The organism is Janthinobacterium sp. FW305-128 (assembly GCF_020858135.1).
In the GTDB taxonomy this organism is placed as follows: Bacteria; Pseudomonadota; Gammaproteobacteria; order Burkholderiales; family Burkholderiaceae_D; genus Janthinobacterium.
Genome location: NZ_JACYMK010000004.1, coordinates 130,063 through 153,203, shown reverse-complemented (window position 1 = coordinate 153,203; position 23,141 = coordinate 130,063). Strand labels below are relative to the sequence as shown.

19 protein-coding genes are annotated in these 23,141 nt (G+C 62.3%); 15 read left to right on the top strand and 4 right to left on the bottom strand.

What is annotated here, in order from left to right:
• Nucleotides 1-99: 99 nt before the first annotated feature.
• The 15 genes from IGS60_RS10570 to IGS60_RS10500 all read left to right on the top strand — a co-directional run bounded on the left by IGS60_RS10570 (nucleotide 100) and on the right by IGS60_RS10500 (nucleotide 18,497).
• Nucleotides 100-1,452, top strand: a complete 1,353-nt coding sequence (locus IGS60_RS10570) for an MFS transporter (RefSeq protein WP_230504221.1) — start codon at nucleotides 100-102, stop codon at nucleotides 1,450-1,452.
• Nucleotides 1,453-1,476: 24 nt separating this feature from the next.
• Nucleotides 1,477-2,424, top strand: a complete 948-nt coding sequence (locus IGS60_RS10565) for a family 43 glycosylhydrolase (protein WP_230504219.1) — start codon at nucleotides 1,477-1,479, stop codon at nucleotides 2,422-2,424.
• An 18-nt stretch (nucleotides 2,425-2,442) separates the two neighbouring features.
• Complete coding sequence (locus IGS60_RS10560) at nucleotides 2,443-3,513, top strand: aldose epimerase family protein (protein ID WP_230504217.1); 1,071 nt, start codon at nucleotides 2,443-2,445, stop codon at nucleotides 3,511-3,513.
• Nucleotides 3,514-3,713: 200 nt separating this feature from the next.
• On the top strand, nucleotides 3,714-5,456 hold the full coding sequence (locus tag IGS60_RS10555; protein WP_070313069.1) for an IlvD/Edd family dehydratase: 1,743 nt from the start codon (nucleotides 3,714-3,716) through the stop codon (nucleotides 5,454-5,456).
• Nucleotides 5,457-5,468: 12 nt separating this feature from the next.
• A complete protein-coding gene (araD1, locus tag IGS60_RS10550) occupies nucleotides 5,469-6,461 on the top strand; it encodes an AraD1 family protein (RefSeq protein ID WP_230504214.1) in 993 nt (330 codons plus the stop codon).
• Nucleotides 6,458-8,035: an aldehyde dehydrogenase (NADP(+)) gene (locus IGS60_RS10545; RefSeq protein WP_230504212.1), complete on the top strand. Its 1,578-nt coding sequence runs from the start codon at nucleotides 6,458-6,460 to the stop codon at nucleotides 8,033-8,035. Before araD1 ends, IGS60_RS10545 begins: the two co-directional genes overlap by 4 nt.
• A 75-nt stretch (nucleotides 8,036-8,110) precedes the next feature.
• Complete coding sequence (locus IGS60_RS10540) at nucleotides 8,111-8,878, top strand: SDR family NAD(P)-dependent oxidoreductase (protein ID WP_230504210.1); 768 nt, start codon at nucleotides 8,111-8,113, stop codon at nucleotides 8,876-8,878.
• Between the two features lie 214 nt (nucleotides 8,879-9,092).
• Nucleotides 9,093-10,643: an alpha-N-arabinofuranosidase gene (locus IGS60_RS10535; RefSeq protein ID WP_306798478.1), complete on the top strand. Its 1,551-nt coding sequence runs from the start codon at nucleotides 9,093-9,095 to the stop codon at nucleotides 10,641-10,643.
• A gap of 65 nt (nucleotides 10,644-10,708) precedes the next feature.
• On the top strand, nucleotides 10,709-11,734 hold the full coding sequence (locus tag IGS60_RS10530; protein ID WP_230504208.1) for an arabinan endo-1,5-alpha-L-arabinosidase: 1,026 nt from the start codon (nucleotides 10,709-10,711) through the stop codon (nucleotides 11,732-11,734).
• A 161-nt stretch (nucleotides 11,735-11,895) separates the two neighbouring features.
• Nucleotides 11,896-12,870 (top strand): ABC transporter substrate-binding protein, encoded by a 975-nt coding sequence (locus tag IGS60_RS10525; protein ID WP_121670845.1) that lies wholly within the window; start codon nucleotides 11,896-11,898, stop codon nucleotides 12,868-12,870.
• Between the two features lie 9 nt (nucleotides 12,871-12,879).
• Nucleotides 12,880-14,433, top strand: coding sequence for a sugar ABC transporter ATP-binding protein (locus IGS60_RS10520; protein ID WP_230504206.1), 1,554 nt, complete (start codon nucleotides 12,880-12,882; stop codon nucleotides 14,431-14,433).
• Nucleotides 14,430-15,515 (top strand): ABC transporter permease, encoded by a 1,086-nt coding sequence (locus IGS60_RS10515; protein ID WP_230504205.1) that lies wholly within the window; start codon nucleotides 14,430-14,432, stop codon nucleotides 15,513-15,515. The genes IGS60_RS10520 and IGS60_RS10515 overlap by 4 nt, the downstream gene beginning before the upstream one ends.
• The gene (gene yjfF, locus IGS60_RS10510; RefSeq protein ID WP_070289435.1) at nucleotides 15,512-16,486 is read left to right on the top strand and encodes a galactofuranose ABC transporter, permease protein YjfF; all 975 of its coding nucleotides are present in this window, start codon (nucleotides 15,512-15,514) and stop codon (nucleotides 16,484-16,486) included. Before IGS60_RS10515 ends, yjfF begins: the two co-directional genes overlap by 4 nt.
• Nucleotides 16,487-16,490: 4 nt before the next feature.
• Nucleotides 16,491-17,462, top strand: coding sequence for a glycoside hydrolase family 43 protein (locus IGS60_RS10505; protein WP_230504202.1), 972 nt, complete (start codon nucleotides 16,491-16,493; stop codon nucleotides 17,460-17,462).
• Between the two features lie 93 nt (nucleotides 17,463-17,555).
• Complete coding sequence (locus IGS60_RS10500) at nucleotides 17,556-18,497, top strand: LysR family transcriptional regulator (RefSeq protein ID WP_070219038.1); 942 nt, start codon at nucleotides 17,556-17,558, stop codon at nucleotides 18,495-18,497.
• Between the two features lie 115 nt (nucleotides 18,498-18,612).
• Here the strand turns inward: IGS60_RS10500 and IGS60_RS10495 are convergent, their stop codons facing one another.
• From IGS60_RS10495 to IGS60_RS10480, 4 genes are all read right to left on the bottom strand, one after another.
• On the bottom strand, nucleotides 18,613-19,878 hold the full coding sequence (locus IGS60_RS10495; protein WP_230504200.1) for a DUF6445 family protein: 1,266 nt from the start codon (nucleotides 19,876-19,878) through the stop codon (nucleotides 18,613-18,615).
• 114 nt (nucleotides 19,879-19,992) lie between these two features.
• Complete coding sequence (locus tag IGS60_RS10490; RefSeq protein WP_230504199.1) at nucleotides 19,993-20,724, bottom strand: hypothetical protein; 732 nt, start codon at nucleotides 20,722-20,724, stop codon at nucleotides 19,993-19,995.
• Nucleotides 20,725-20,755: 31 nt separating this feature from the next.
• Nucleotides 20,756-21,580, bottom strand: coding sequence for a hypothetical protein (locus IGS60_RS10485; protein ID WP_230504197.1), 825 nt, complete (start codon nucleotides 21,578-21,580; stop codon nucleotides 20,756-20,758).
• 85 nt (nucleotides 21,581-21,665) lie between these two features.
• Entirely contained in the window at nucleotides 21,666-23,048 is a 1,383-nt protein-coding gene (locus tag IGS60_RS10480) for a caspase family protein (RefSeq protein ID WP_230504195.1), read from the bottom strand.
• Nucleotides 23,049-23,141 lie beyond the last annotated feature (93 nt).

The window sequence follows — 23,141 nt, the reverse complement described above, 5'->3', positions numbered from 1 at the left end:
TCGTAAAAAATCAAGGGCGTTGCCATGGTTTCGGCCGGCAACGCCCCTGTCAGTTGGGCAGTCACGCACGATTCATCATCAAAAGAATGGACGGAAAGCATGGAGACGCAAAAATTATCCACCGTTGAAAAGGTCGGCTTCGGCGCCGGCGACATGGCGCTCAATGTCGTCATCTCGTCGATGATGCTGATCATCACCTTTTTCTATACCGATATCTATGGCTTGAAAACCACGGATCTTGCCCTGCTGTTCGTGGCCGTGAAAGTCATCGGCGCCATCGCCGACCTGGTCATGGGCCAGATCACCGACCGCTACAGCTTTGCCTCGGGCCGCTACCGCCCGTATCTGCTGTGGCTGGCCGTGCCGTACGGCGTCAGCGTCTTCTTCGTCTTCAGCACGCCCGAGTGGCAGTATGACGCCAAGCTGATCTGGGCATACTCGACGTATATCCTGATGACCATCATGACGGCCGGCGTGGGCATCCCGTATATTTCCCTGATCAGCGGCCTGACCAGCGACCCGCAGGACCGCCTGTCGGCCAACGGCTACCGCCTGTTCTTCGCCAAGATCGGCGCCTTCATGGTGACCATCGTCGTGCCTATCCTGTCGCAGCGCTGGGGCGGCGGCAATCCGGCCGTCGGCTATCAGGCGGCCATGGCCGTGATGGCCGTCATGGGCGTGGCCCTGTTCCTGTTCTGCTATTTCTCCACCACCGAGCGCGTGGTGCACGTGGTGGAAAAGCAATCGCTGCTGGCGCAGTTGAAAGTGCTGCTGCAGAACGACCAGTGGCTGGTGCTGTGCGGCGTGTGCGTCACGGGCACCATCGGTTATGTGGTGCGCGGCTCCGTTGCCATTTATTACGCGAAATACTATCTGGGGGGCAGCACGGAAACCGTGGCCGCCTTTTTGACCACGGGCGTGGTGGCCGCCATCCTGGCCATGATCGCCTCGACCTGGATCACCAAGTTCTACTGCAAGGTAAAGCTGTTCCGCTACACGCAGATCGGCGTCGCACTGATCAGCCTGGCCATCTATTTCTTCGTCAAATCGAGCGATACCGTGCTGGCCTTCGCCCTGTATTTCCTGCTCTCCTTTGTCGTGGATTTGCATGCGCCCGTGTTCTGGTCGGCCATCGCGGAAACCATTGATTACGGTCAAGTCAAGACGGGCAAGCGCGTCTCCGGCTTCGCCTTTGGCGGCATTTCCGTCTGCCAGAAGGCGGGCATGGCGGTGGCGGGCGGCCTGGTGGGCGTGCTGCTCGCGTATTTCGACTACCAGCCCAACCATGAGCAAACGCAATTCGCCCTGAACGGCATCGCCCTGATGCTGTCGATCATCCCCGGCTTCTTCCACCTGTTGATGGGCTTGCTGATGTTCAAGTACCGCATCAGCGATACGTACTACAGCGGCGTGAAGTCGGAAATGCACAAGCGCGGTTTTGTCTCCGCGTAAGAATAATTGAATGGAGCAAGCAACATGGCAGACATCTTGAAACCGCTGATCGAACAGCGCGCCGACCCGCATATCTACCGCCACAGCGACGGCTATTATTACTTTACGGCTTCCGTGCCCCAGTACGACCGCATCGAACTGCGCCGCGCCGCCAGCATCGCGGGCCTGGCCGACGCGCAAACGGTCGATGTGTGGCACAAGCCGGACACGGGGCCGTACAGCGAGCTGGTGTGGGCGCCCGAGCTGCACTTCAACCAGGGCGCCTGGTATGTGTATTTTGCCGCCGCGCCGAGCCGCGAAATCAAACATAAACTGTTCCAGCACCGCATGTATGCGATCCGTAACACGAACGCCAACCCGCTGGAAGGCGAGTGGGAATTCATGGGACAGATCGACACGGGCATCGACACCTTCTGCCTGGACGCCACCACGTTCGAACACGACGGCGTGCTGTACTACCTGTGGGCGCAGAAGGATGTCGCGATCGAGGGCAACTCGAACCTCTACATCGCACCGATGGCCACGCCGTGGCAGTTGGCCGGCCCGCCCGTCATGCTGAGCAAGCCGGAATTCGACTGGGAAATCCGTGGCTTCTGGGTTAACGAGGGACCGTCCGTGCTGAAACGCCATGGCAAGATCTTCATCAGTTACTCGGCCAGCGCCACCGATGAAAACTACGCGATGGGTCTGCTGTGGGCTGACGAGTCCGCCGACTTGCTCGACCCGTTTTCCTGGACCAAGTCGCCTGATCCCGTGTTTGCCACCTGCTACGAGCACGGCATCTATGGCCCCGGCCACAACAGTTTCACGACGGCCGCCGATGGCGATGGCGTGTTGCTGGTGTACCATGCCCGCACGTACACGGAAATCGTCGGCGACCCGCTGTGGAACCCGGATCGCCACACCTTTGTCAAGCCGCTGCGCTGGGATGCGCAAGGCATGCCCGTGTTTGGCCGCTCATCGACCCTGTAACGTTCCGGACCCGACGCCATGACCCCAGTTGATTCTGTTTCAGTGACGCAAGCGCCGTTCGGCATCCTGCCCGATGGCCAACAAGTGACGGCCTTTACCCTGACGAACCGCCAGGGCATGCAGGTGAAAGTGCTCGACTTTGGCGCCATCATCAGCGAAATCCACGTGCCTGACCGCGACGGCACGTTTGCCGACGTGGTGCTCGGATTCGATCGCCTCGAACCGTATTTGCACAACAGCGCTTTCCTGGGCGCCGTCATCGGCCGTTACGGCAACCGCATCGCGGCGGGCCGTTTCAGTCTCGACGGCAAGGAATACCAGCTGGCCGTGAATAACCCGCCCAATCACTTGCATGGCGGCAACCAGGGCTTTCACCAGGCCATGTGGCAAGCCGCGCCGTTCACCAGGGACGACGCCGTCGGTATCACGTTCACGCGCAGCAGCCCGGACGGCGAAGACGGCTACCCGGGAAAGCTCGACGTCACCTTGACCTATGAACTGGACAACGACAATGCGCTGAGCCTGCGCTACCACGCTGTCACGGACCAGGCCACGCCCATCAACTTGACTAACCACAGCTATTTCAATCTGGCGGGGCAGGGCACTATCCTCGGCCATGTGCTGTCGGTCAACGCGGACCGCTACCTGCCCGTCGATGCGGGGTCTATCCCCACGGGCGAGCTGGCGGACGTGGCCGACACGCCGTTCGACTTGCGCCAGCCCACTGTCATCGGCGACAGCATCGCCTTGCCGCATGAGCAGCTGCGCATCGGCCGCGGCTTTGACCATAACTTTGTGCTCAATCAACAGCTAGGCCAGGCGCTGACGCTGGCGGCCATGGTGCGCGAGCCGCAATCGGGGCGGGTGATGCAGGTGTACACGCAGGAGCCGGGCATCCAGTTTTATTCCGGTAACTTCCTCGACGGCAGCCAGCACGGCAAGCAGGGCCCCATCCTTTACCGCGGCGCGCTGTGCCTGGAAACCCAGCATTTCCCGGATTCACCGAACCAGGCGCATTTCCCGAACACCATTTTGCGCCCGGGCGAGGTGTATCAGACGGAAACGGTCTATCGGTTTTCCGCAGAATAATCGTCGCAGACCCCAAAAACCTTCCACGCCCTGCCGCCATGCGCCCGCAGGGCGTTTTCATTGGGGCATGCTGATATCGTTTTCGATATCGGAACGCATTAAAAATTGATTGGAAAGGCATGGCAGGATTCTTTAGTATTCCAACATCGCTGCCCGGGCCGACGACCTTAGATCCGGCATGGCACAACCAGGAGAATGGCATGTCTGAGACAAAAAAGAAGGTAGCCCTGCGCTCGGCCGAGTGGTTCGGCTCGCAGGACAAGAACGGCTTCATGTACCGCAGCTGGATGAAAAACCAGGGCATACCTGACCACGAATTTCACGGCAAGCCCATCATCGGCATCTGCAATACCTGGTCCGAACTGACGCCCTGCAACGCGCATTTCCGCCAGCTGGCCGAACACGTCAAGCGCGGCATCCTGGAAGCGGGCGGTTTCCCAGTGGAATTCCCCGTCTTCTCGAACGGCGAATCGAATCTGCGCCCGACAGCCATGCTGACGCGCAACCTGGCCTCGATGGACGTGGAAGAATCGATCCGCGGCAACCCGATGGACGCCGTCGTGCTGCTGGTCGGCTGCGACAAGACGACGCCGGCATTGCTGATGGGCGCGGCCAGCGTCGACATTCCCACCATCGTCGTCAGCGGCGGCCCCATGCTGAACGGCAAACTCAATGGCAAGGACATCGGTTCCGGCACGGCCGTGTGGCAGTTGCACGAGCAGATGAAGGCGGGATCGATCACCTTGCACCAGTTCATGTCGGCCGAATCGGGCATGTCGCGCTCGGCCGGTACCTGCAACACCATGGGCACGGCCTCGACGATGGCCAGCATGGCCGAAGCGCTGGGCACGTCCTTGCCGCACAACGCGGCCATCCCAGCCGTCGATTCGCGCCGCTACGTGCTGGCGCACATGTCGGGCATCCGCATCGTTGAAATGGTGCACGAAGACCTGCGCCTGTCGAAAGTGCTGACGCGCGAGGCATTTGAAAACGCCATCAAGGTCAATGCGGCCATCGGCGGCTCGACCAATGCCGTGATCCACCTGAAGGCGATTGCCGGCCGGATCGGCGTGCCTTTGGAACTGGAAGACTGGACCAAGACGGGCCGCGGCACGCCGACCATCGTCGACTTGCTGCCGTCGGGCCGTTTCCTGATGGAAGAGTTTTACTACGCGGGCGGCTTGCCGGCCGTGATACGCCGCCTGGGCGAGGGCGATTTGCTGCCGCACAAGAATGCGCTGACCGTCAACGGCAAGTCGATCTGGGACAACTGCGTCGAAGCGCCGATCTACAACGATGAAGTGGTGCGCACCCTGGACAACCCGTTGCTGGCCGATGGCGGCATCTGCGTGCTGCGCGGCAACCTGGCACCGCGCGGCGCCGTGCTGAAACCATCGGCCGCCTCGCCGCATTTGATGCAGCACCGGGGCAAGGCTGTCGTGTTCGAGGATTTCGAGCACTATAAATCGCGCATCCTCGATCCGGACCTCGACGTCGATGCGAACTCCGTGCTGGTGATGAAAAATTGCGGCCCGAAAGGTTATCCGGGCATGGCGGAAGTGGGCAATATGGGCTTGCCGCCGAAACTGCTGGCGCAAGGCATCACCGACATGGTGCGCATTTCGGATGCGCGCATGAGCGGCACCGCCTACGGCACCGTCGTGCTGCACGTGGCGCCGGAAGCCATGGCGGGCGGCCCGCTGGGCATCGTCAGGGATGGCGACATGATCGCCCTCGACTGCCACGCCGGCAGCCTGAACATCGACATCAGCGACGCGGAAATCGCCGAGCGCCTGGCGAAGCGCGAACTGGGCAGCGCGCCCGGACCGAAGAGCGGCTACCAGCAGCTGTACATCGAACACGTGTTGCAGGCCGACGAAGGCTGCGATTTCGACTTCCTGGTCGGCAATCGCGGTTCCGCCGTGCCGCGCCACTCACATTAAGCGGAGACCATTATGCTGTTGCTGCAATTTACGAATGAAAACGGCGGCCGCCTCGTCGGCCTGCTGCAAGACGACGTCATCCGCGTCATCGAAGGCTACAACACGACCTATGCGCTGGCGCAAGACGCCATCCGCAAGCGTATCAATCTGGCTGAGCTGGTCAATGCCAGCGTCGGCAACGCCACGCATGCGTATGCGGACGTGGCCGCCAGCGGCCGCCTGCTGGCGCCGCTCGACCATGCGGACGAGGCGCACTGCTACGTGACGGGCACGGGCCTGACCCATTTGGGCAGCGCCGGCGCGCGCGACGCCATGCACAAGAAGATCGGCGGCGACGCCGAATCCTTGAGCGACTCGATGAAAATGTTCCGCCTGGGCGTGGAAGGCGGCAAGCCGGCCGACGGCACGGCCGGCGCCCAGCCCGAGTGGTTCTACAAGGGCGACGGCTCCATCGTGCGCGCTGGCGGCCAGCCCCTGCGCATGCCGGACTTTGCCCTCGATGGCGGCGAAGAGCCGGAAATCGCCGGCCTGTACGTGATCGGCGATGACGGCCAGCCCTACCGGGTCGGCTACGCCATCGGCAATGAATTCTCGGACCACGTGACGGAACGCCAGAACTATCTGTACCTGGCCCACTCGAAGCTGCGCGTCTGCAGCGTGGGCCCGGCCCTGCTGGTGGGCGAATTGCCCGCGCATATCGCCGGCACCTCGCGCGTGCTCGACGCGGCCGGCAATGTGCGCTGGGAAAAAGCGTTCGTCAGCGGCGAAGACAATATGTCGCACACGATCGCCAACCTCGAGCACCATCACTTCAAGTATCCGCTGTTCAAGCGCCCTGGCGACGTGCACGTGCACTTCTTCGGCACGGCCACCCTGAGCTTTGCCGATGGCGTGAGCGTGGCGCCGGGCGAAACCTTTGAAATCGAAGCGCCGGCCTTTGGCCCTGCCTTGCGCAACCGCCTCGACGTCTTCCCAACCGAATTTGCGAAAGTGAGCACATTATGAGTTTCAATATCACCGGTGATGCATTGATCGGCGGCGTCGCCGTCAAAGGCAATGGCGGCTCCTTCGAAGCGTGGGACCCGGCCGCGCGCGCACACATCGCGCCCGCCTTCCACATGGTTGACGTAGCGCAAATCGACGAAGCCTGCCGTCTGGCGCAAGCCGCGTTCGACCCGTTCCGCGCCACCAGCGATGCGCAGCGCGCCGACTTCCTCGACACCATCGCCGCGCAAATCGGCGAACTGGGCGATGACTTGATCGTGCGCGCCATGACGGAAAGCGGCTTGCCTCGCGCGCGCCTGGAAGGCGAACGCGGCCGCACCGTCGGTCAATTAAAACTGTTTGCGGGCTTGCTGCGCGAGGGTTCCTGGACCGATGCACGCATCGATTCGGCCTTGCCCGACCGCGTGCCGCCCCGTCCTGACTTGCGCTTGCGCATGATCGGCCTGGGCCCCGTCGCCGTGTTTGCGGCCAGTAACTTCCCGCTGGCCTTTTCCGTGGCCGGCGGCGATACGGCCTCGGCCTTGGCTGCCGGCTGCCCCGTCGTCCTGAAAGCCCATTCGGCCCATCCGGGCACGTCCGAGCTGGTGGCGCGCGCGATTGTGAAAGCGATTGCCATCTGCAAGCTGCCGGCCGGCGTGTTCGCCTTGCTGACGGGCACGGGCAACGGTATCGGCCAGGCGCTGGTGGCCCATCCGGCCATCCAGGCCGTGGGCTTTACGGGTTCGCGTTCGGGCGGCATCGCCCTGATGAAGGTGGCGGCGGAACGTCCGCAGCCGATTCCCGTGTATGCGGAAATGAGCAGCATCAACCCCGTGTTTGTGCTGCCGCAAGCCCTGGCTGCCCGTGGCGCGGCGATCGCCAACGGTTTTGCCGCGTCGCTGACGATGGGCGTGGGCCAGTTCTGCACCAATCCCGGCCTCGTGCTGGGTCTGGAAGGTCCTGACTTCACGGCGTTTGCCGCCGCCGCCGCTGAAGCGCTGGCGCCGGCCCCTGCCGCCACCATGCTGACGGCTGGCATCGCCAGCAGCTATGCCAAGGGCGTCGCCGCGCTGGCACAGCACGCGGACGTGACGCCGCTGGTGCAAAACACGGGCGAGGAAGGCAAGGGCGCCGCCGCCCTGTTCGTCACCTCGGGCGAGGCCTTCCTGGCCAGGCACGATTTGCGCGATGAAGTGTTCGGCCCGGCGTCCTTGCTGGTGGCGTGCCGCGACATCGAGCAATTGCTGGCGATCACGGAAAGCCTGGAAGGCCAGCTGACGGCCACCTTGCAGATGGATGCGGGCGACCTGGAAGACGCGCGCCGTTTGCTGCCCGTGCTGGAACGCCGCGTGGGCCGCATCCTGGCCAACGGTTTCCCGACGGGTGTGGAAGTGTCGACGGCCATGGTGCACGGCGGCCCGTTCCCGGCCACCTCGGACGGCCGCAGCACCTCCGTGGGCACGGCGGCCATCAACCGCTTCCTGCGTCCCGTGTCGTACCAGAACCTGCCGCAGGACTTGCTGCCGGAGTCGCTGCGCGATGATAATCCGCTCAGTATCTGGCGCCGCAAGGACGGCGTGTTGGGCAAGGAATAACAACACGGCGAGCCGCATATCGAATGCGGTACGCTGTGGTGCACGTGTACATAAAAATAAACAGGTGGAGACAAGATGAAGCAATTGGCGAAATATGGCAGCTTGCAGGGCAAGCGCGTGTTCATCACGGGCGGCGGCAGCGGCATCGGCGAATCCCTGGTGGCGGAGTTTGCCGCCCAGGGCGCGCTGGTGGCGTTTGTCGACATCGCCGTGGAAGCGAGCGAGGCCCTGTGCCGCCGCCTGGCTGAAGCGGGCCTGACGGCGCCCCTGTTCCGCTATTGCGACATCACGGATATTCCATCCTTGCAAGCCGTCATGGCGGAACTGGCGCAGAAGCTGGGCGACTTCGATATCCTCGTCAACAATGCCGCCAACGACCAGCGCCACCAGGCGCAGGACGTCACCCTGGAATACTGGAACGAGCGCATTGCGATCAATCAACGTCCCATGTTCTTCACCTGCCAGGCGGTGTTCGAGGGCATGAAGCGCAGGGGCGGCGGTTCCATCATCAACGTCAGCTCGATTTCCTGGCACATGAAGTCGGGCGGCTATCCTGTGTACGCCACCACCAAGGCGGCCGTCGTGGGCCTCACGCGGGGCCTGGCGCGCGACTATGGCGCTCACAATATCCGCGTCAACACGGTCACGCCCGGCTGGGTCATGACGCAGCGCCAGATCGACCTGTGGGTCGACGACGCGGCGGAAGCGGAGATCAAGAAAAGCCAGTGCTTGCCCAATAAACTGATGCCGCAGGACATCGCCGCCATGGTGCTGTTCCTTGCGTCGGACGACGGCGCGATGTGCTCCTCCCAGGAATTCATCGTCGATGCCGGCTGGGTCTGACAAAACGTCCAGGGCGTTGTTGCCTTGCCTAGCCGTACTGTCGTACTGTCTTCGGCAAGGCGCCTAGCCCTGGACGTTTTGTCGGCCGCGGGCCTTCCTGCCTTACCCCATTCGTGTATGCCTCCCACTCCGTAGCCGGAGAGGCATCGCCACATCCAGATTGCGCCGGGGTTGACCCCCGGCCCTTGCTTTTCACTAAAAAACAGGAGACAGCATGAAATTCATCCATACCAGCATCGTGGCCCTCAGCCTGGCCATGGCCGTCGGCAGCGCTTTTGCCGCGCCCGTCAGCGTCACCATCGACGTGGCCAGGCCCGGTTCCGTGATCAACAAGAACATCTACGGCCAGTTCGCCGAACACCTGGGGACCGGCATCTACGAAGGCATGTGGGTGGGGCCGGAGTCCAGCATTCCGAACACCAAGGGCTGGCGCAATGACGTGCTGGGCGCGCTGAAACAGTTGCACGTGCCGCTGGTGCGCTGGCCGGGCGGCTGTTTTGCCGATGAATACCACTGGAAGGATGGCATCGGCGCGCGCGACAAGCGCCCGACCAAGGTCAACACCAACTGGGGCGGCGTGGAAGAGTCGAACGCCGTCGGCACGCATGAATTCTTTGACCTGGCCGAGTTGCTGGGCGCGCAGACCTATATCAACGGCAACCTCGGTTCCGGCACGCCGCAGGAAATGTCCGAATGGCTGGAATACATGACCTCGGACAGCAAATCGACCCTGGCCGAACTGCGCCGCAAGAATGGCCGCGCCCAGCCGTACAAGGTCGATTACTTTGGCATCGGCAATGAAGCGTGGGGGTGCGGCGGCAATATGCGCCCGCAGTACTATGCCGACCTGTACAAGCACTATCACACCTTCATGAAGACGCCGGAAAGCGCGCGCCCGAAATTCATCGCCAGCGGCGGCAATGACGACGACATCAGCTGGTCCAGCACCCTGAGCCGCGAGATCAAGCCGAACATGATGGATGCCATCAGTTTCCATTACTACACGGTGCCGACCGGTGTGTGGGAAAAGAAGGGCGCCGCCACGGGCTTTGGCGAAAATGAGTGGATTTCCACCCTGAGCCGTACCCTGCGCATCGATAGCTTGATCAAGAACAATCTCGCCGCCATCGACAAGAACGACCCGTCGAAAAAGACGGGCCTGTACGTCGATGAATGGGGCACCTGGTACGACGTGGAGCCGGGCACCAACACGGGTTTCCTGTTCCAGCAAAACAGCTTGCGCGATGCGCTGGTGGCCGCCCTGAACTTCAATATCTTCCATGCCCACGCGGACAGGGTGCGCATGACGAATATCGCGCAAATGGTCAACGTGCTGCAGGCGATGATCATCACGGACAAGGATAAATATTTCCTCACGCCTACGTATCACGCGTTTGAAATGTATGTGCCGTTTCAAGATGCCACGTCCTTGCCGGTTGCCATTAGCGGCAATGGCAAGTACAGCCTGGGCAAGGTCAGCATTCCCGAAGTGAGCGCCTCGGCCGCGCGCGCCAGGGATGGCAAGGTGTACTTGTCCCTGGTCAACACCAACCCGCACAAGGCCGTCGACGTGAGCGTGGCGCTGGCCGGCAAGCCGGCGGCCAAGGTCACGGGCCGCGTGCTGACCGCAGGCAAGATGGATGCCGTCAACAGCTTTGCGCAACCGCAAGCCGTGCAGCCGGTGGCGTTCAATGCCCAGGCGCAGGGCGGCAAGCTGACCGTGTCGGTGCCCGCCAAGGCGGTGGTGGTGGTGGCGGTCGAATAAACCTGCCAATTTTGAGGTATCCAGCCGGCCCGCATGACGGGCCGGCTGGCCATGTGGAGAACACGATGCAATTTTCGACAATGATGGTCTTGGCGGCCATGCTTGCGTTCAGCCCCGTCCAGGCGGCCCAGGTCAGCGTGCACGACCCTGTGATGGCCAAGGAAGGCGACACGTATTATCTGTACAGCACGGGCCCCGGCATCACTTTCTACAGTTCGAAGAATATGCGCGACTGGCAGCCGGAAGGGCGCGTCTTCGCGGGCCAGCCGACCTGGGCCAAGACGGCCGCACCGTCGTTTGACGACCATATCTGGGCGCCCGACGTCCAGTTCCATGACGGCAAATATTACCTGTACTACTCGGTGTCCGGCTTCGGCAAGAACACGTCCGGCATCGGCGTGACCGTCAACACCACCCTGAATCCCCGCTCGCCCGATTACCGCTGGGTCGACCAGGGCATGCTGCTGCAATCGGTGCCCGAGCGCGACGAGTGGAATGCCATCGACTCGAACATCGTCACCGATGCCAAAGGCACGCCGTGGATGGCCTTCGGCTCGTTCTGGAACGGCATCAAGCTGGTGAAACTCAACGCCGACTGGAAAACCATTGCGGAACCGCAAGAGTGGCACTCGCTGGCGCGCCGCATGCCGCTGCCGCCGCGCCCGGGCGAATTCAAGCCCGCGCCCGAGGAAATCGAGGCGCCGTTCATCTTTCAGCGCGGCAATGAATACTTCCTGTTCGTCTCCTGGGGCTTGTGCTGCCAGAAGGAAAAAAGCACGTATCACCTGGCCGTGGGCCGTGCCAAGAGCGTGACGGGGCCGTATCTGGACAAGGAGGGCCGCGACATGGCGCAGGGCGGCGGCACGGTGGTCTTGAAAGGCGACAAGGATTGGCAGGGACTGGGCCACAACAGCGCCTACACGTTTGACGGCAAGGATTACCTGGTGCTGCACGCCTACGAAACGGCGGACAACTATTTGCAGAAGCTCAAGATATTGCCCATGACGTGGGACAAGGAGGGCTGGCCGCAGGTGGACCCGCGCGACTTGAACCGCTACCAGAGCCGCGAATTGCCGGCCGCCAAACGGTAAGCGGAGCAGGGGATGGGCGGCAGGTGATACGTAAATCGGTATCGCAAGCGAAAAAGAATTGATTGGATGGCTATGTTGCTTTCTCCTACCATGGGTTCATAAAAAACCGCCCATCCGGCATCCGGCTGTGATGGTATTCCAAAAAAAAACTGGAGACAAGAATGAAATTGACACGCCGTACACTCCTCGCCAGCGCCATGCTGCTGGCCGCTTCCGCCACCACCTTCGCTACCTCGTCCGCGTTTGCCGCCAAGCCCCTCGTCATGGGCTTTTCGCAGGTAGGCGCCGAGAGCGAGTGGCGCACCGCCAATACCGTCTCCATCAAGGAGGCGGCCAAGAAAGATGGTGTCACCCTGAAATTTGCCGATGCGCAGCAAAAACAGGAAAACCAGGTCAAGGCCCTGCGCTCGTTCATCGCGCAAAAGGTTGACGTGATCGCCTTCTCGCCCGTCGTGGAATCGGGCTGGGATACGGTCTTGCGCGAAGCCAAGGCTGCCAAGATTCCCGTCATCCTGACGGACCGCGCCGTCAACGTGGCCGATAAATCGCTGTACGTGACCTTCATCGGTTCCGACTTCGTGGAAGAGGGCCGCCGCGCCGGTCAATGGCTGCTGGACTATGCCAAGAAAACCCCGGACGCGCAACTGAACATCGTCGAATTGCAAGGTACGGTCGGTTCCGCGCCGGCCATCGACCGCAAGGAAGGCTTCCAGGAAGTCATCGGCAAGAATCCCAAGCTGAAGATCATCCGTTCGCAAACGGGCGACTTTACGCGCGCCAAGGGCAAGGAAGTGATGGAAGCGTTCCTCAAGGCGGAAGGCAAGAAGATCAACGTGCTCTACGCGCACAATGACGACATGGCCATCGGGGCCATCCAGGCCATTGAAGAAGCGGGCATGAAACCGGGCAAGGACATCATCATCATCTCCATCGATGGCGTCAAAGGCGCGTTCGAAGCCATGATCGCCGGCAAGCTGAATGTCACCGTCGAGTGCAGCCCGCTGCTGGGCCCGCAACTGATGTCCATCGCCCGCGATGTGGTGGCCGGCAAACCCGTGCCAGCGCGCATCACGACGGTGGAAGGCGTGTTCCCTGCCGAGGTGGCCGCCAAGGAATTTCCGAACCGTAAGTACTAAGCTTGCCGCATGATGAATACGCAAGCGCATCACACGGCCGCGCCAGCTCCCTTGCTGGAGTTGCGCGGCATCAGCAAATCCTTTCCCGGCGTCAAAGCCCTCAGCGATGTTGCCCTGCGCTTGTATCCGGGCGAAGTGCACACCCTGATGGGGCAAAACGGCGCCGGGAAATCGACCCTGATCAAGGTGCTGACGGGCGTCTACACGCCCGACAGCGGCCAGATTCTGTTTGACGGCAAGCCCATCGTCCCCGCGTCCACCTCGGATGCGCAGGCGCTCGGCATCAGCACCGTGTACCAGGAAGTCAATCTGTGTCCGAACCTGTCGGTGGCGGAAAACATCTTTATCGGCCGCTACCCGCGCCGCTTCGGTGCCCGCTTTGGCCCGATCGATTGGCGTTCCATGCAGCAACAGGCGCGTGCCTTGCTGCAGCAATTGCAGATCGATATCGATGTCACGGCGCAACTGTCCAGCTTTCCCTTGGCCATCCAGCAAATGGTGGCCATTTCGCGCGCGCTGAATATTTCGGCCCGCGTGCTGATCCTCGACGAACCCACGTCCAGCCTGGACGAGGCGGAAGTCCATCTGCTGTTTTCCGTGCTGCGCCGTCTGCGCGAGCAGGGCATGGCGATCCTGTTCGTGACGCACTTCCTCGACCAGACCTACGCCATTTCCGACCGCATCACGGTCATGCGCAATGGCGAGCGCGAAGGAGAGTATGCGTGCAGCGAACTGTCGCGCCTGGCGCTGGTGAACAAGATGATCGGCGTGGCGGCCGATACCGTGGCGCAAGAGCTTGATCTGGCGCAAGAAGCGGGCGCCGCCAGCTTCGGCCCGACTGTGCTGGAAGCAACAGGACTGGGCCGCAAGGGCGCCTTGCTGCCCATGGATTTCCACATCCGCCAGGGTGAATTGCTGGGCCTGGCCGGCTTGCTCGGTTCGGGCCGCACGGAACTGGCGCGCCTGCTGTTCGGCGCCGACAAGGCCGACTCGGGCACGATCACCATGCAGGGCCAGCCGCGCCACTTCAATGTGCCGCGCGACGCGATTGCCCGCGATATCGGTTTCTGCTCGGAAGACCGCAAGCACGAGGGGGCGATTTTGTCGCTGTCCGTGCGCGAAAACATCATCCTGGCCTTGCAAGCCCGCACGGGCTTGCTGCGCGCCATCCCGTTCAAACGCCAGCAGGCGCTGGCCGACGAATATGTGAAGGCGCTGGGCATCAAGACGGCCAGCATCGAGACGCCCATCGGCAGCCTGTCGGGCGGCAATCAGCAAAAAGCCTTGCTGGCGCGCTGGCTCGTGACGTCGCCCGCCATGCTGATTCTCGACGAACCGACGCGCGGCATCGACGTGCGCGCCAAGCAGGAAATCATGAGCTATGTCAGCAAGCTGTGCCGCAAGGGCATGGCGATTCTGTTCATCTCGTCCGAACTGCCCGAAGTGCTGCGCTGCAGCGACCGTATTGTGGTCATGCGCGACCGTAAGGCCTGCGGCGACTATGCGCGCGGCGAGCTCGATGACAGTTCCGTGCTGCAAGTGATTGCCGGAGAGACAGCATGAGCATGACCACACCGTCGCCCGCCGCCCCTGCGGCGCGGGCGGCTGCCACCACGGATTCTTCCATTGTGCATACCGTTTTACACCACCCCCTGAGCCGGCCCCTGGCCGCGCTGTGCTTGCTGCTGCTGGTCGATTTCTTTGCCATCCCCGGCTTTTTCCATCTGGAAGTGCGCGATGACCACCTGTACGGCAGCGTGATCGACATCGTCAACCGCGCCGCACCGCTGATGCTGGCGGCTCTGGGCATGACCCTCGTCATCGCCACGCGCGGTATCGACATTTCCGTGGGCGCCGTCGTGGCCCTGTCCGGCACCGTGGCCGCCATGCTGATCGGCGGCACCATGGTGATGGAGAATGGCGTGCCGACTTACGTCAGCAACATCCCCATGGGCTGGGCCCTGACGGCGGCGCTGGGCGCGGCCCTGCTGTGCGGCGCCTGGAACGGCGTGCTGGTGGCTGGCCTGGGCTTGCAGCCCATCGTCGCCACCCTGATCCTGATGGTGGCGGGCCGCGGCCTGGCGCAATTGCTGACCGATGGCCAGATCGTCACCGTCTACTATCAACCGTTCTTTTTCATCGGCAGCGGCTACCTGTTCGGCTTGCCCTTTTCCCTGTTCCTCGTCGCGGCCGTGTTTATCATCACCGCCGTGCTGATGCGGAAAACCGCTTTGGGCCTGTTCATCCAGGCCGTCGGCATCAACCCGGTCGCCGCGCGTCTGGCCGGCATCCGGACGGCGACATTGATTTTCTTTGTCTACGTGTTTTGCGCCGCCTGCGCGGGCTTGTCGGGCTTGATGATCAGCTCGAACATCAAGAGCGCGGACGCGAACAATGCGGGCCTCATGCTGGAACTGGACGCCATCCTGGCCGTCACCCTGGGCGGCACGTCCCTGGCCGGCGGCAAGTTCAGCTTGGTCGGCAGCATGATAGGCGCGCTCATCATCCAGACCCTGACGTACACGATCTATTCGCTTGGCGTGCCGCCCGAAGTGAACATGGTCGTCAAGTCGGTCGTCGTGTTCCTCGTCTGCCTGTCGCAATCGTCGGAATTCAAGCAATTGCTGCATCGGAGAAAAGCATGAAGGGCTTGCTGCACACCCCGTATTTCACCTCGCTCGTCACGGTCCTGCTGCTGGTGGTGATGCTGGGCCTGGGCGGCGCCGCCTATCCGGGCTTGCTGTCGACGCAAGTGATCTTTAACCTGTTGATCGATAACGCCTTTTTGCTGGTGATCGCCGTCGGCATGACCTTCGTCATCGTTTCCGGCGGCATCGACCTGTCCGTCGGTTCCGTGCTGGCCCTGTCGACCATGATCGCTGCCTGGCTGCTGAACGTGGCGCACTGGCCGCCGCTCCTGGTAATCGTCACCGTGCTGGCGCTGGGCACCGTGTTTGGCGCCGGCATGGGCGCGCTGATCCATTATTTCAAGTTGCAGCCCTTCATCGTCACCCTGGCCGGCATGTTTTTGGCGCGCGGTTTGTGCTATTTGATCAGCATCAATTCCATCACTATCGACGATCCGCTGTTCGTCGCCATGTCGCAGACGCAACTCGGCTTTCTCGGCGGCTTCGTCTCGCCCGGCGTCGTCATCGCCGTGCTGACCCTGCTGCTGGCCATCTGGCTGGCGCACGCCACGCCGTTCGGCCGCGCCGTGTATGCGATCGGCGGAAATGAGCAGTCGGCCTTGATGATGGGCTTGCCCGTGGGCCGCACCAAGGTCTTCATTTATGCCTTCAGCGGCTTTTGCGCTTCGCTCGGCGGCGTGCTGTTTTCGTTCTACATGCTGTCCGGCTATGGCTTGCATGCGCAAGGCACGGAACTGGACGCGATTGCCGCCGTCGTCATCGGCGGCACCCTGCTTAGCGGCGGCTACGGCTACGTGGCGGGCGCCCTGTCCGGCGTGCTCGTGCTGGGCACTATCCAGACCCTGATCGCCTTCGACGGCACGCTCAGCTCGTGGTGGACCAAGATCGTCATCGGAGGACTGCTGTTCGTCTTTTGCGTCGTGCAAAGACTGATGGCCATGGGCCAGAAAAATACCAACGGGAGTTAATCTGATGTTCAAGCAACACACACGTGCCGCCATTGGCATGGCGGCGGTGCTCGCCTGTGCGGCATGCGGCGCGCAGGCGGCCAACCCCATCGTGAAAAATATCTACACGGGCGATCCGGCCGCGCTGGTCGACAATGGCCGGGTATATTTGTACGTGGGCCACGATGAAGCGAGCGCCACGGATACGGATTACCGGATGAACGAATGGCGCGTGTATTCCTCGTGCGACATGGCCAATTGGACCGACCACGGCTCGCCCGTGCGCTTTTCCACTTTTGCCTGGGCCGGCAAGGATGCGTGGGCGGGCGACATCGTCAAGCGCGGCAGCAAATACTATTTCTATTCGACCGTCGACCACAAGACCATTCCCGGCAAGGCCATCGGCGTGGCCGTCTCCGACAGCCCCACCGGCCCCTTCGTCGACGCGCGCGGCAGTGCCCTGATCACGAATGACATGACGAAGCAGACGGCGATCCCGTGGGACGACATCGACCCGGCCGTCTTCATCGATACGGATGGCCAGGCCTACATTTATTGGGGCAACACGGTCTTGAAATACGCCAAGCTCAAGGCCAACATGACGGAGCTCGATGGCCCGATATTGACCTTCGGCATGGATGCGTTTACGGAAGCGGCCTATATGCACAAGCATGCGGGCACGTATTACTTGTCGTACTCGCGCAACTTCCCGGAAGAAACGGCATATTCGACGGGACCCACGCCCACGGGCCCCTGGCATTTTCGCGGCACCATCATGGACAAGAATGCCGTCGTGAAAACCATCCACCAGGCCATCATCGAGTTCAACGGCAAGTCCTACATCTTCTATCACAACGACAAGTTGCCCGGCGGCGGGGAATACCGGCGTTCCGTGGCTGTGGAAGAGCTGAAATACAAGCCGGACGGCACGATCGAATTCATCCAGCAAACGGCTGGCCCGGCACCCAATCCCAGCGCCGCCTGCAAGGCATCGTGACCGCTCGTTGACGACGCACAAAAAGGAGACACACCGATATCAATAAGGTCGATATCAGTGAAAAACTGATATCGATCATGATATGATTTATTCATGGATACCCTCAACCCCAACTGGTTCTTGCGAGCCCGCCTGAAGACGCGGCAATTGCTGCTGTTGATCGCCCTTGACGAGCAGCGCAACATCCATCGCGCGGCGGAAGAATTGCACATGACGCAGCCGGCCGCGTCCAAGCAAATCAAGGACCTGGAAGAGATGCTGGACGTGCGCCTGTTCGACCGCTTGCCGCGCGGCATGGAGCCGACCATCTACGGCGAAACGATGATACGCCACGCGCGCATGGCGCTGACGAGTCTATCCTTGGCGCATGACGACATCGTCGCCCTGAAATCAGGCCTGACGGGCCAGGTGGAAGTGGGCGTCATCATGACGCCGGCCATGGCCTTGCTGCCGCGCGCGATTGCCCGCATCAAGCAGCAGGCGCCACTGATGCGCATCGGCGTGCATTTGGAACACAGCAACACCCTGATGGACATGCTGCAGCACGGCACCCTGGATTTCATGATCGGGCGCATCCTGGAAAAGGAAAGCAGCGCCGGCCTCATCTATGAAGAATTGACGGAAGAGCCGGCCAGCGCCGTGGCGCGCAATGGCCACCCGCTGCTGTCGCGCAAGAATCTGCAATTGAAGGACCTGGCGGCCCAGCCGTGGATATTGCCGCCGCAAGGCAGCATCCTGCGCCACCGTTTCGACATGATGTTCCGCCGCGCCAGCCTGGAGCCGCCCGTCGACGTGGTCGACACGACGGCCTTGCTCTTGATCACGTCATTGCTGCAGCAGACGGACTCGCTGCACGTGATGCCGACGGAAGTCGCCCATTACTATGAGTCGCTGAACGTGCTGAGCATTCTGCCCATCGAACTGCCGTGCAAGATGGATGCCTTCGGCATCATCCGCCAGCAGGATCATTTGCTGTCTCCGGGGGCGGATATGCTGTTGAAAGCGGTACGGGCGACGGCCGCCGACATGTATTGACCCGAGGCGGTGGTTGTGTCGGATTACGCGTTCCGCTAATCCGACCTACGCATGGTCCGGTGACTGGTAGGTCGGATTAGCCCGCAGGGCGTAATCCGACAATTGCCCGTTACGCCTAATCCGGCACCTCAAAGAAAAACAGCTGCACCAATCGTCCATTTTCCGGCGTGTCGCCAAACACATTGCTGATCGAGTGAAAGTAGTGGCCCTTGTAGACGATCAACCGGTTGTGGCGCATCGGCACTTCCAGCAGGGCTTGCCAACTGTCGCGCTGTTCCTGTAAGTCGTTGAATTTCTGTACTTTACTGTTCGGCAGCCAGCGTTTCTGGAAATCCTTGAAGCTGGCGTAGCCGCCCGCCTTGACGTCCGCCTCGGGCAGTCGCCGGTACCAGCCGCTGGGCTGGTGGCGCCAGAACGTGGTGCCGCCCTGGCACTGTTCGGGCGGGTTCAGATACAGCACGCCCGCATAGAAATTGAAATTGTTGCCCGTCTCGTTGTCCACGTGGATATCCGTGCGCGCCATGGCGTCCGCATAGCTGAGGCGATACGAACCGTTGTCGGGCGAAATAAAACGGATGGGGCGGCCCAGCGCCGTGGCGATGCGCTCCATGATGGCTTGACTGGGCTGGCCCGCCGTCTGGCTGCCCGGATAATTCTGTCCCGCATAGCGCTGCTGCTCGAACGGTAGCTTGAGCGCCTGGGCGCGCCAGGCGGCCGGATCGGGCAGGAAATCGTCGAGGATGTGCAGGTCGGTTTCACGGATAAAATCGTGCAGGGTGTCCGCGACATTGAGCGGCGTCAATGTTTCTGCCTGTTCCGCTTGCGGACTGGCAAAGCCGATGCAGCACGTTTGCGCCAGCGCCGGATGCAGCGCCAGGGCTTGCGCATAGCGGGCCAAGGCCAGTTCCTGCTGTCCCGTGCGGTAATACAGTTCGGCCAGGCCCTGCAGGGTTTGCCAGCGCTGGGGGCGCAGGGCGTGGGCACGTTCCAGTTCGGCGATGGTCTCCATCAGCCGCTGTTTTCCCATCAACAATTCCGCATGGCTGATGGCGAAATCGTGCTCGTGCGGCGCCAGCCGCGCCGCCGTGGCGTAGCTGGCCAGCGCCGCCTCGCTGTCCGTGCCGCGCAGCACGTTGCCGAGGTTGTAGTGGAACAGAGGGTTCTCCGGCTGCTGCCTGAGCGACAGTTTCAACAGGCCCAGGCCGATGGTGCCCTGGCCCAGTTCCAGCATCGCCAGGCCCTGGAAATGCTGCGCTTCGGCCAGGGCCGGATCTTGCTTGTAAGCAGCCTGGTAAGCGTTGATCGCTTCGATCAGCTTGCCTTGCTGCTGCAGTTGCCGGCCCTTGGCCAGCTGTTGTTCCGCCAGTGTCTGTTCGCCCATGTCTCACTCTCGATGTTGTTGGCGAATAGTGTAACTGCAAGTGGCGAGGTCGTGAACCCAAGCGAAGGCTGGGGTCGGACCCTGAAGGTCCGACCCCGGTACCTGCCCTTGGGTTTACAGCGCTTGCTGCACAGGAATTTCCTGTCCGTTCAGCTTGATCGCCACCTTGACGATCTGCGCCTTGACCTGGTTGCTGGCCATGTCCGCTTCCTGGGCGTAGGCATACACGATGATGGCGAAGTCCTTGTAGCCGCTGCGGGCCGCCTCGATCTTGCGCGCCGCCTCCTGGTCCACCTTCAGCAGCGCGTAGCCGTCGCCGTTGCTGAACGCCAGCTTGTAGTCGCCGTTGTCGTACATGTAGTAATACGTGCCCGCTTCGGCGAACTTGGCGGGGAAGGCGGCCTTGTCCATGGCGTACGGCGACAGCGCGCCCTGGCCGTTGATCTGGTAGCGCAGGTAGCGTTTCGTCTTGGCTTCATTGACCTTGGCGTCGATCTGCGGTTTCAGCGCGTCGAGCACTTCCTGCTTGCGGAAGGCGTCGTTGCTGCCCGCATATTCGCGCGAGATGCGCTGCGCCACGGCCGCGTAGTCGGGCGGCACGCCGGACAGGGCGATGTAGCTGTACATCAACTGGTTGCCGCTGGTGATGTCGATATAGCTGGCGTTTGGCGTGGCAGCATCCGCTTGCGGCAGGCTGGCGGCGGCCGCCTTGACTTGAGCCTTGGCGGCCATGTCGGCGACATTCGCGGCGACGGGGGCGGAGGCGGCCGGTGTGGCGGTGTCGGTCTTGCCGCAGGCGGACAGGATCACGGCGATGGCGAGCAGGGCGGGCAGGGTACGGTTCATGATATTTCCTTTAGTGAATGTGTGAGGTGACTTAGCCGATGGTTTTACGTTTGTATTCGCCGATGCCGTAAGCGGCCAGGACAATGCTGGCCGCCAGCACCAGGTAAAAGCCGATGCCGAACGACAGTCCCTGCCACACTTGGCCCAGCATTTCGGTGGCCATCTGCTCGGCCATGCGGGCCGCGCGGCTGCCCATGATGCCGCCCATGGCGTTGCCCGCGTCGCTGACGGCGCCCTTGATCTTGATGAACAGCAAGCTGCTGTGGACGATGATGAACAGCAGCGGCGCGCACTTGCCCAGCGCCGCTTTCGGGTGACTGCTGGCCATGGTGGCGCAGCAGGCGGTAATGGCCAGCAGGAAGAAGAATTGGGCCGAGGTAAAACCGCTGCCGCCATCGCGGGCAAAGCTTTCCAGGCTGTCCGCAGACAGGCCCAGCAGTTGCCAATAGGTGCGCGAGACGGAGGCGAACAAACGGATGCCGATGGTGTTGAAGATGAAGGCGCCGGCGATCAGCACGCCAAGAGCCCCCAGCACCTTGACGCCGAGCGCCGAGACGGCCCGGCCCCACAGTTGCTGGCCCTTGTCGCGCGCCAGCTTGGCGGCGCCGGCCATGTCTTCCTGCGCCAGCTGCTGGGCGGGAATGGCCGTGACGGTGGCGAGGCCGCCGGCGTCGTCGAAGCGCACGTCGACGACGGCGTTGATGGCGGGCGCCACGTCCGAGCGCCAGTGGGTGGCCACGTCGAAGGCATGCTGGATGCCGGCCACGCTGACGGAACCCTGTCCGCTTGCTTGGTAGGCGAGGATACGGCCCCGTTGGCCGGTGGTAATGGTTGCTGCCGGGCTGGATGTGTGCATAAGATTTCCCTGGTCACTGTCATGCTGTATTGCATGTACCCACGGATAACGGGGGCAGTTCAGGGAAATCCAAAATTATTTTGAGTTATTTTTTCGGCGGCTGTAATACGTCCTTGGCGACGCCCTGGTAATCCTTCATCAAGCCCATGAAAGCGTCCTGCAAATGGCGGGCCGCATCCTGCGGCGGTGCGCCCGTGCGCCGCGCCAGGTCGAATTTATACGCATGGGCGGGGCTGTAGCCGGCTTGCGAGGCGGCGTCCAGCAGCACGCCCGCCCGTTTCAATGACGCCGGGTCACCCTTGACCATCAGCAATTCGGCCAGGTAGGTTTGGGCGATAGGAAAATCTTTCGCGGCCGCCTTTTCCAGCCATTGCATGCCCGCCTTCGGCTGTTTTATTCCCGCATCGCCGCCGCCGATGCCGTAGCCGAGCGCCGTCAGCGCCACCAGATCGCCGCCCCGTGCGCGCTTTTCCAGCTGCTGGCGGGGAAACGGCCGTGCCGCGATCTGCATGCGGATTTCATAGTTGATGTCTTGCAGCACATTGCCTGGCCACACCCTGGCGCCCGGTGCGGCCGGCTTTTCCACCGCTGGGGCAGGCGCCGGGACCGGTGCGCGCATGCCGCCCTGTCCTTGCGCGCCGGCCAGCACGCTGGCTGGAGGCTGGCTGACGCCTTTGCCGCTGCCCATGTTCAGCACGAGGCGCGCCGACGTTTCGCCAAATGACACGCGCGGTTTTTGCACGTCGTGCGTCATGGTGGCGACCCTGGCCGCCACTTGCGAGAACACGTCGCTCATCGGCAGACCCGGGGCGTCGAGCGCGTCGAGCAGGGCGCTGGTATACGGGCTGTTGCGCGAATCGGGCGACCAGAAATCGCGCGCCAGGGCGCCCGGTCCCGCCGAATAGGCGATCACCACGCCGCGCGGCGCTTGCGTGTCGGCAAAGCCGTGGCTGGCCGCATTGCCGCCGCCAGGGACCATCACGGCGCCGCCGCGCGTATATTCCTGCCGGCAAGCATCGAGGATCAGCACGGCGCCGCGCGCGCCCGTGCGCTGCAGGTCGCCCGCCAGGCTGGAAACGGACACGCCCTGCGCGGCGATGGCCGCCGCACTGAGCGCATTCATGTTGGCGCCCAGCGGCAACACATAATTGGTTTCGCCCGCCTGTGCGCCGTGGCCCGCGTAAAACACGAGGGCGATATCGGCACCGCGCGCCTGCGTGGAAAACTCGGCCGAGGCCTTTTGCAGCTGTTGCGCATTGATGTCCGTGCGCAACAGCACTTCAAAGCCCAGGCGGCGCAGGCGCTCGGCCATGGCGCGCGCATCGTTTACAGGGTTCAGCAACGGCTGCGGATAGGCCGCGTTGCCGATCACCAGGGCGATGCGCTTGCCGGGAGCCGCAGCGGCAAGCGCCACGTTGCTGAGCAGTAAAAAGAACAGGCTGAAAAACAGGGGAATCAGGCGTTGCATCGGGGTCTCGGGGATTGTCGTGAAAGTAACAAAAGTTAGCGATTTTGACTGTGATATGAGAAAATTGCCTAAATGCATTTTACCTTACTGACA

What these genes read in the sequence shown, in the direction of transcription:
- IGS60_RS10515 (WP_230504205.1), top strand. Translation starts at nt 14,430, where the DNA reads ATGAGCATGACCACACCGTCGCCCGCCGCCCCTGCGGCGCGGGCGGCT.
- IGS60_RS10565 (WP_230504219.1), top strand. Translation starts at nt 1,477, where the DNA reads ATGGCAGACATCTTGAAACCGCTGATCGAACAGCGCGCCGACCCGCAT.
- araD1 (WP_230504214.1), top strand. Translation starts at nt 5,469, where the DNA reads ATGCTGTTGCTGCAATTTACGAATGAAAACGGCGGCCGCCTCGTCGGC.
- yjfF (WP_070289435.1), top strand. Translation starts at nt 15,512, where the DNA reads ATGAAGGGCTTGCTGCACACCCCGTATTTCACCTCGCTCGTCACGGTC.
- IGS60_RS10570 (WP_230504221.1), top strand. Translation starts at nt 100, where the DNA reads ATGGAGACGCAAAAATTATCCACCGTTGAAAAGGTCGGCTTCGGCGCC.
- IGS60_RS10560 (WP_230504217.1), top strand. Translation starts at nt 2,443, where the DNA reads ATGACCCCAGTTGATTCTGTTTCAGTGACGCAAGCGCCGTTCGGCATC.
- IGS60_RS10485 (WP_230504197.1), bottom strand. Translation starts at nt 21,580, where the DNA reads ATGCACACATCCAGCCCGGCAGCAACCATTACCACCGGCCAACGGGGC.
- IGS60_RS10525 (WP_121670845.1), top strand. Translation starts at nt 11,896, where the DNA reads ATGAAATTGACACGCCGTACACTCCTCGCCAGCGCCATGCTGCTGGCC.
- IGS60_RS10495 (WP_230504200.1), bottom strand. Translation starts at nt 19,878, where the DNA reads ATGGGCGAACAGACACTGGCGGAACAACAGCTGGCCAAGGGCCGGCAA.
- IGS60_RS10505 (WP_230504202.1), top strand. Translation starts at nt 16,491, where the DNA reads ATGTTCAAGCAACACACACGTGCCGCCATTGGCATGGCGGCGGTGCTC.
- IGS60_RS10545 (WP_230504212.1), top strand. Translation starts at nt 6,458, where the DNA reads ATGAGTTTCAATATCACCGGTGATGCATTGATCGGCGGCGTCGCCGTC.
- IGS60_RS10540 (WP_230504210.1), top strand. Translation starts at nt 8,111, where the DNA reads ATGAAGCAATTGGCGAAATATGGCAGCTTGCAGGGCAAGCGCGTGTTC.
- IGS60_RS10520 (WP_230504206.1), top strand. Translation starts at nt 12,880, where the DNA reads ATGATGAATACGCAAGCGCATCACACGGCCGCGCCAGCTCCCTTGCTG.
- IGS60_RS10480 (WP_230504195.1), bottom strand. Translation starts at nt 23,048, where the DNA reads ATGCAACGCCTGATTCCCCTGTTTTTCAGCCTGTTCTTTTTACTGCTC.
- IGS60_RS10555 (WP_070313069.1), top strand. Translation starts at nt 3,714, where the DNA reads ATGTCTGAGACAAAAAAGAAGGTAGCCCTGCGCTCGGCCGAGTGGTTC.
- IGS60_RS10535 (WP_306798478.1), top strand. Translation starts at nt 9,093, where the DNA reads ATGAAATTCATCCATACCAGCATCGTGGCCCTCAGCCTGGCCATGGCC.
- IGS60_RS10530 (WP_230504208.1), top strand. Translation starts at nt 10,709, where the DNA reads ATGCAATTTTCGACAATGATGGTCTTGGCGGCCATGCTTGCGTTCAGC.
- IGS60_RS10500 (WP_070219038.1), top strand. Translation starts at nt 17,556, where the DNA reads ATGGATACCCTCAACCCCAACTGGTTCTTGCGAGCCCGCCTGAAGACG.
- IGS60_RS10490 (WP_230504199.1), bottom strand. Translation starts at nt 20,724, where the DNA reads ATGAACCGTACCCTGCCCGCCCTGCTCGCCATCGCCGTGATCCTGTCC.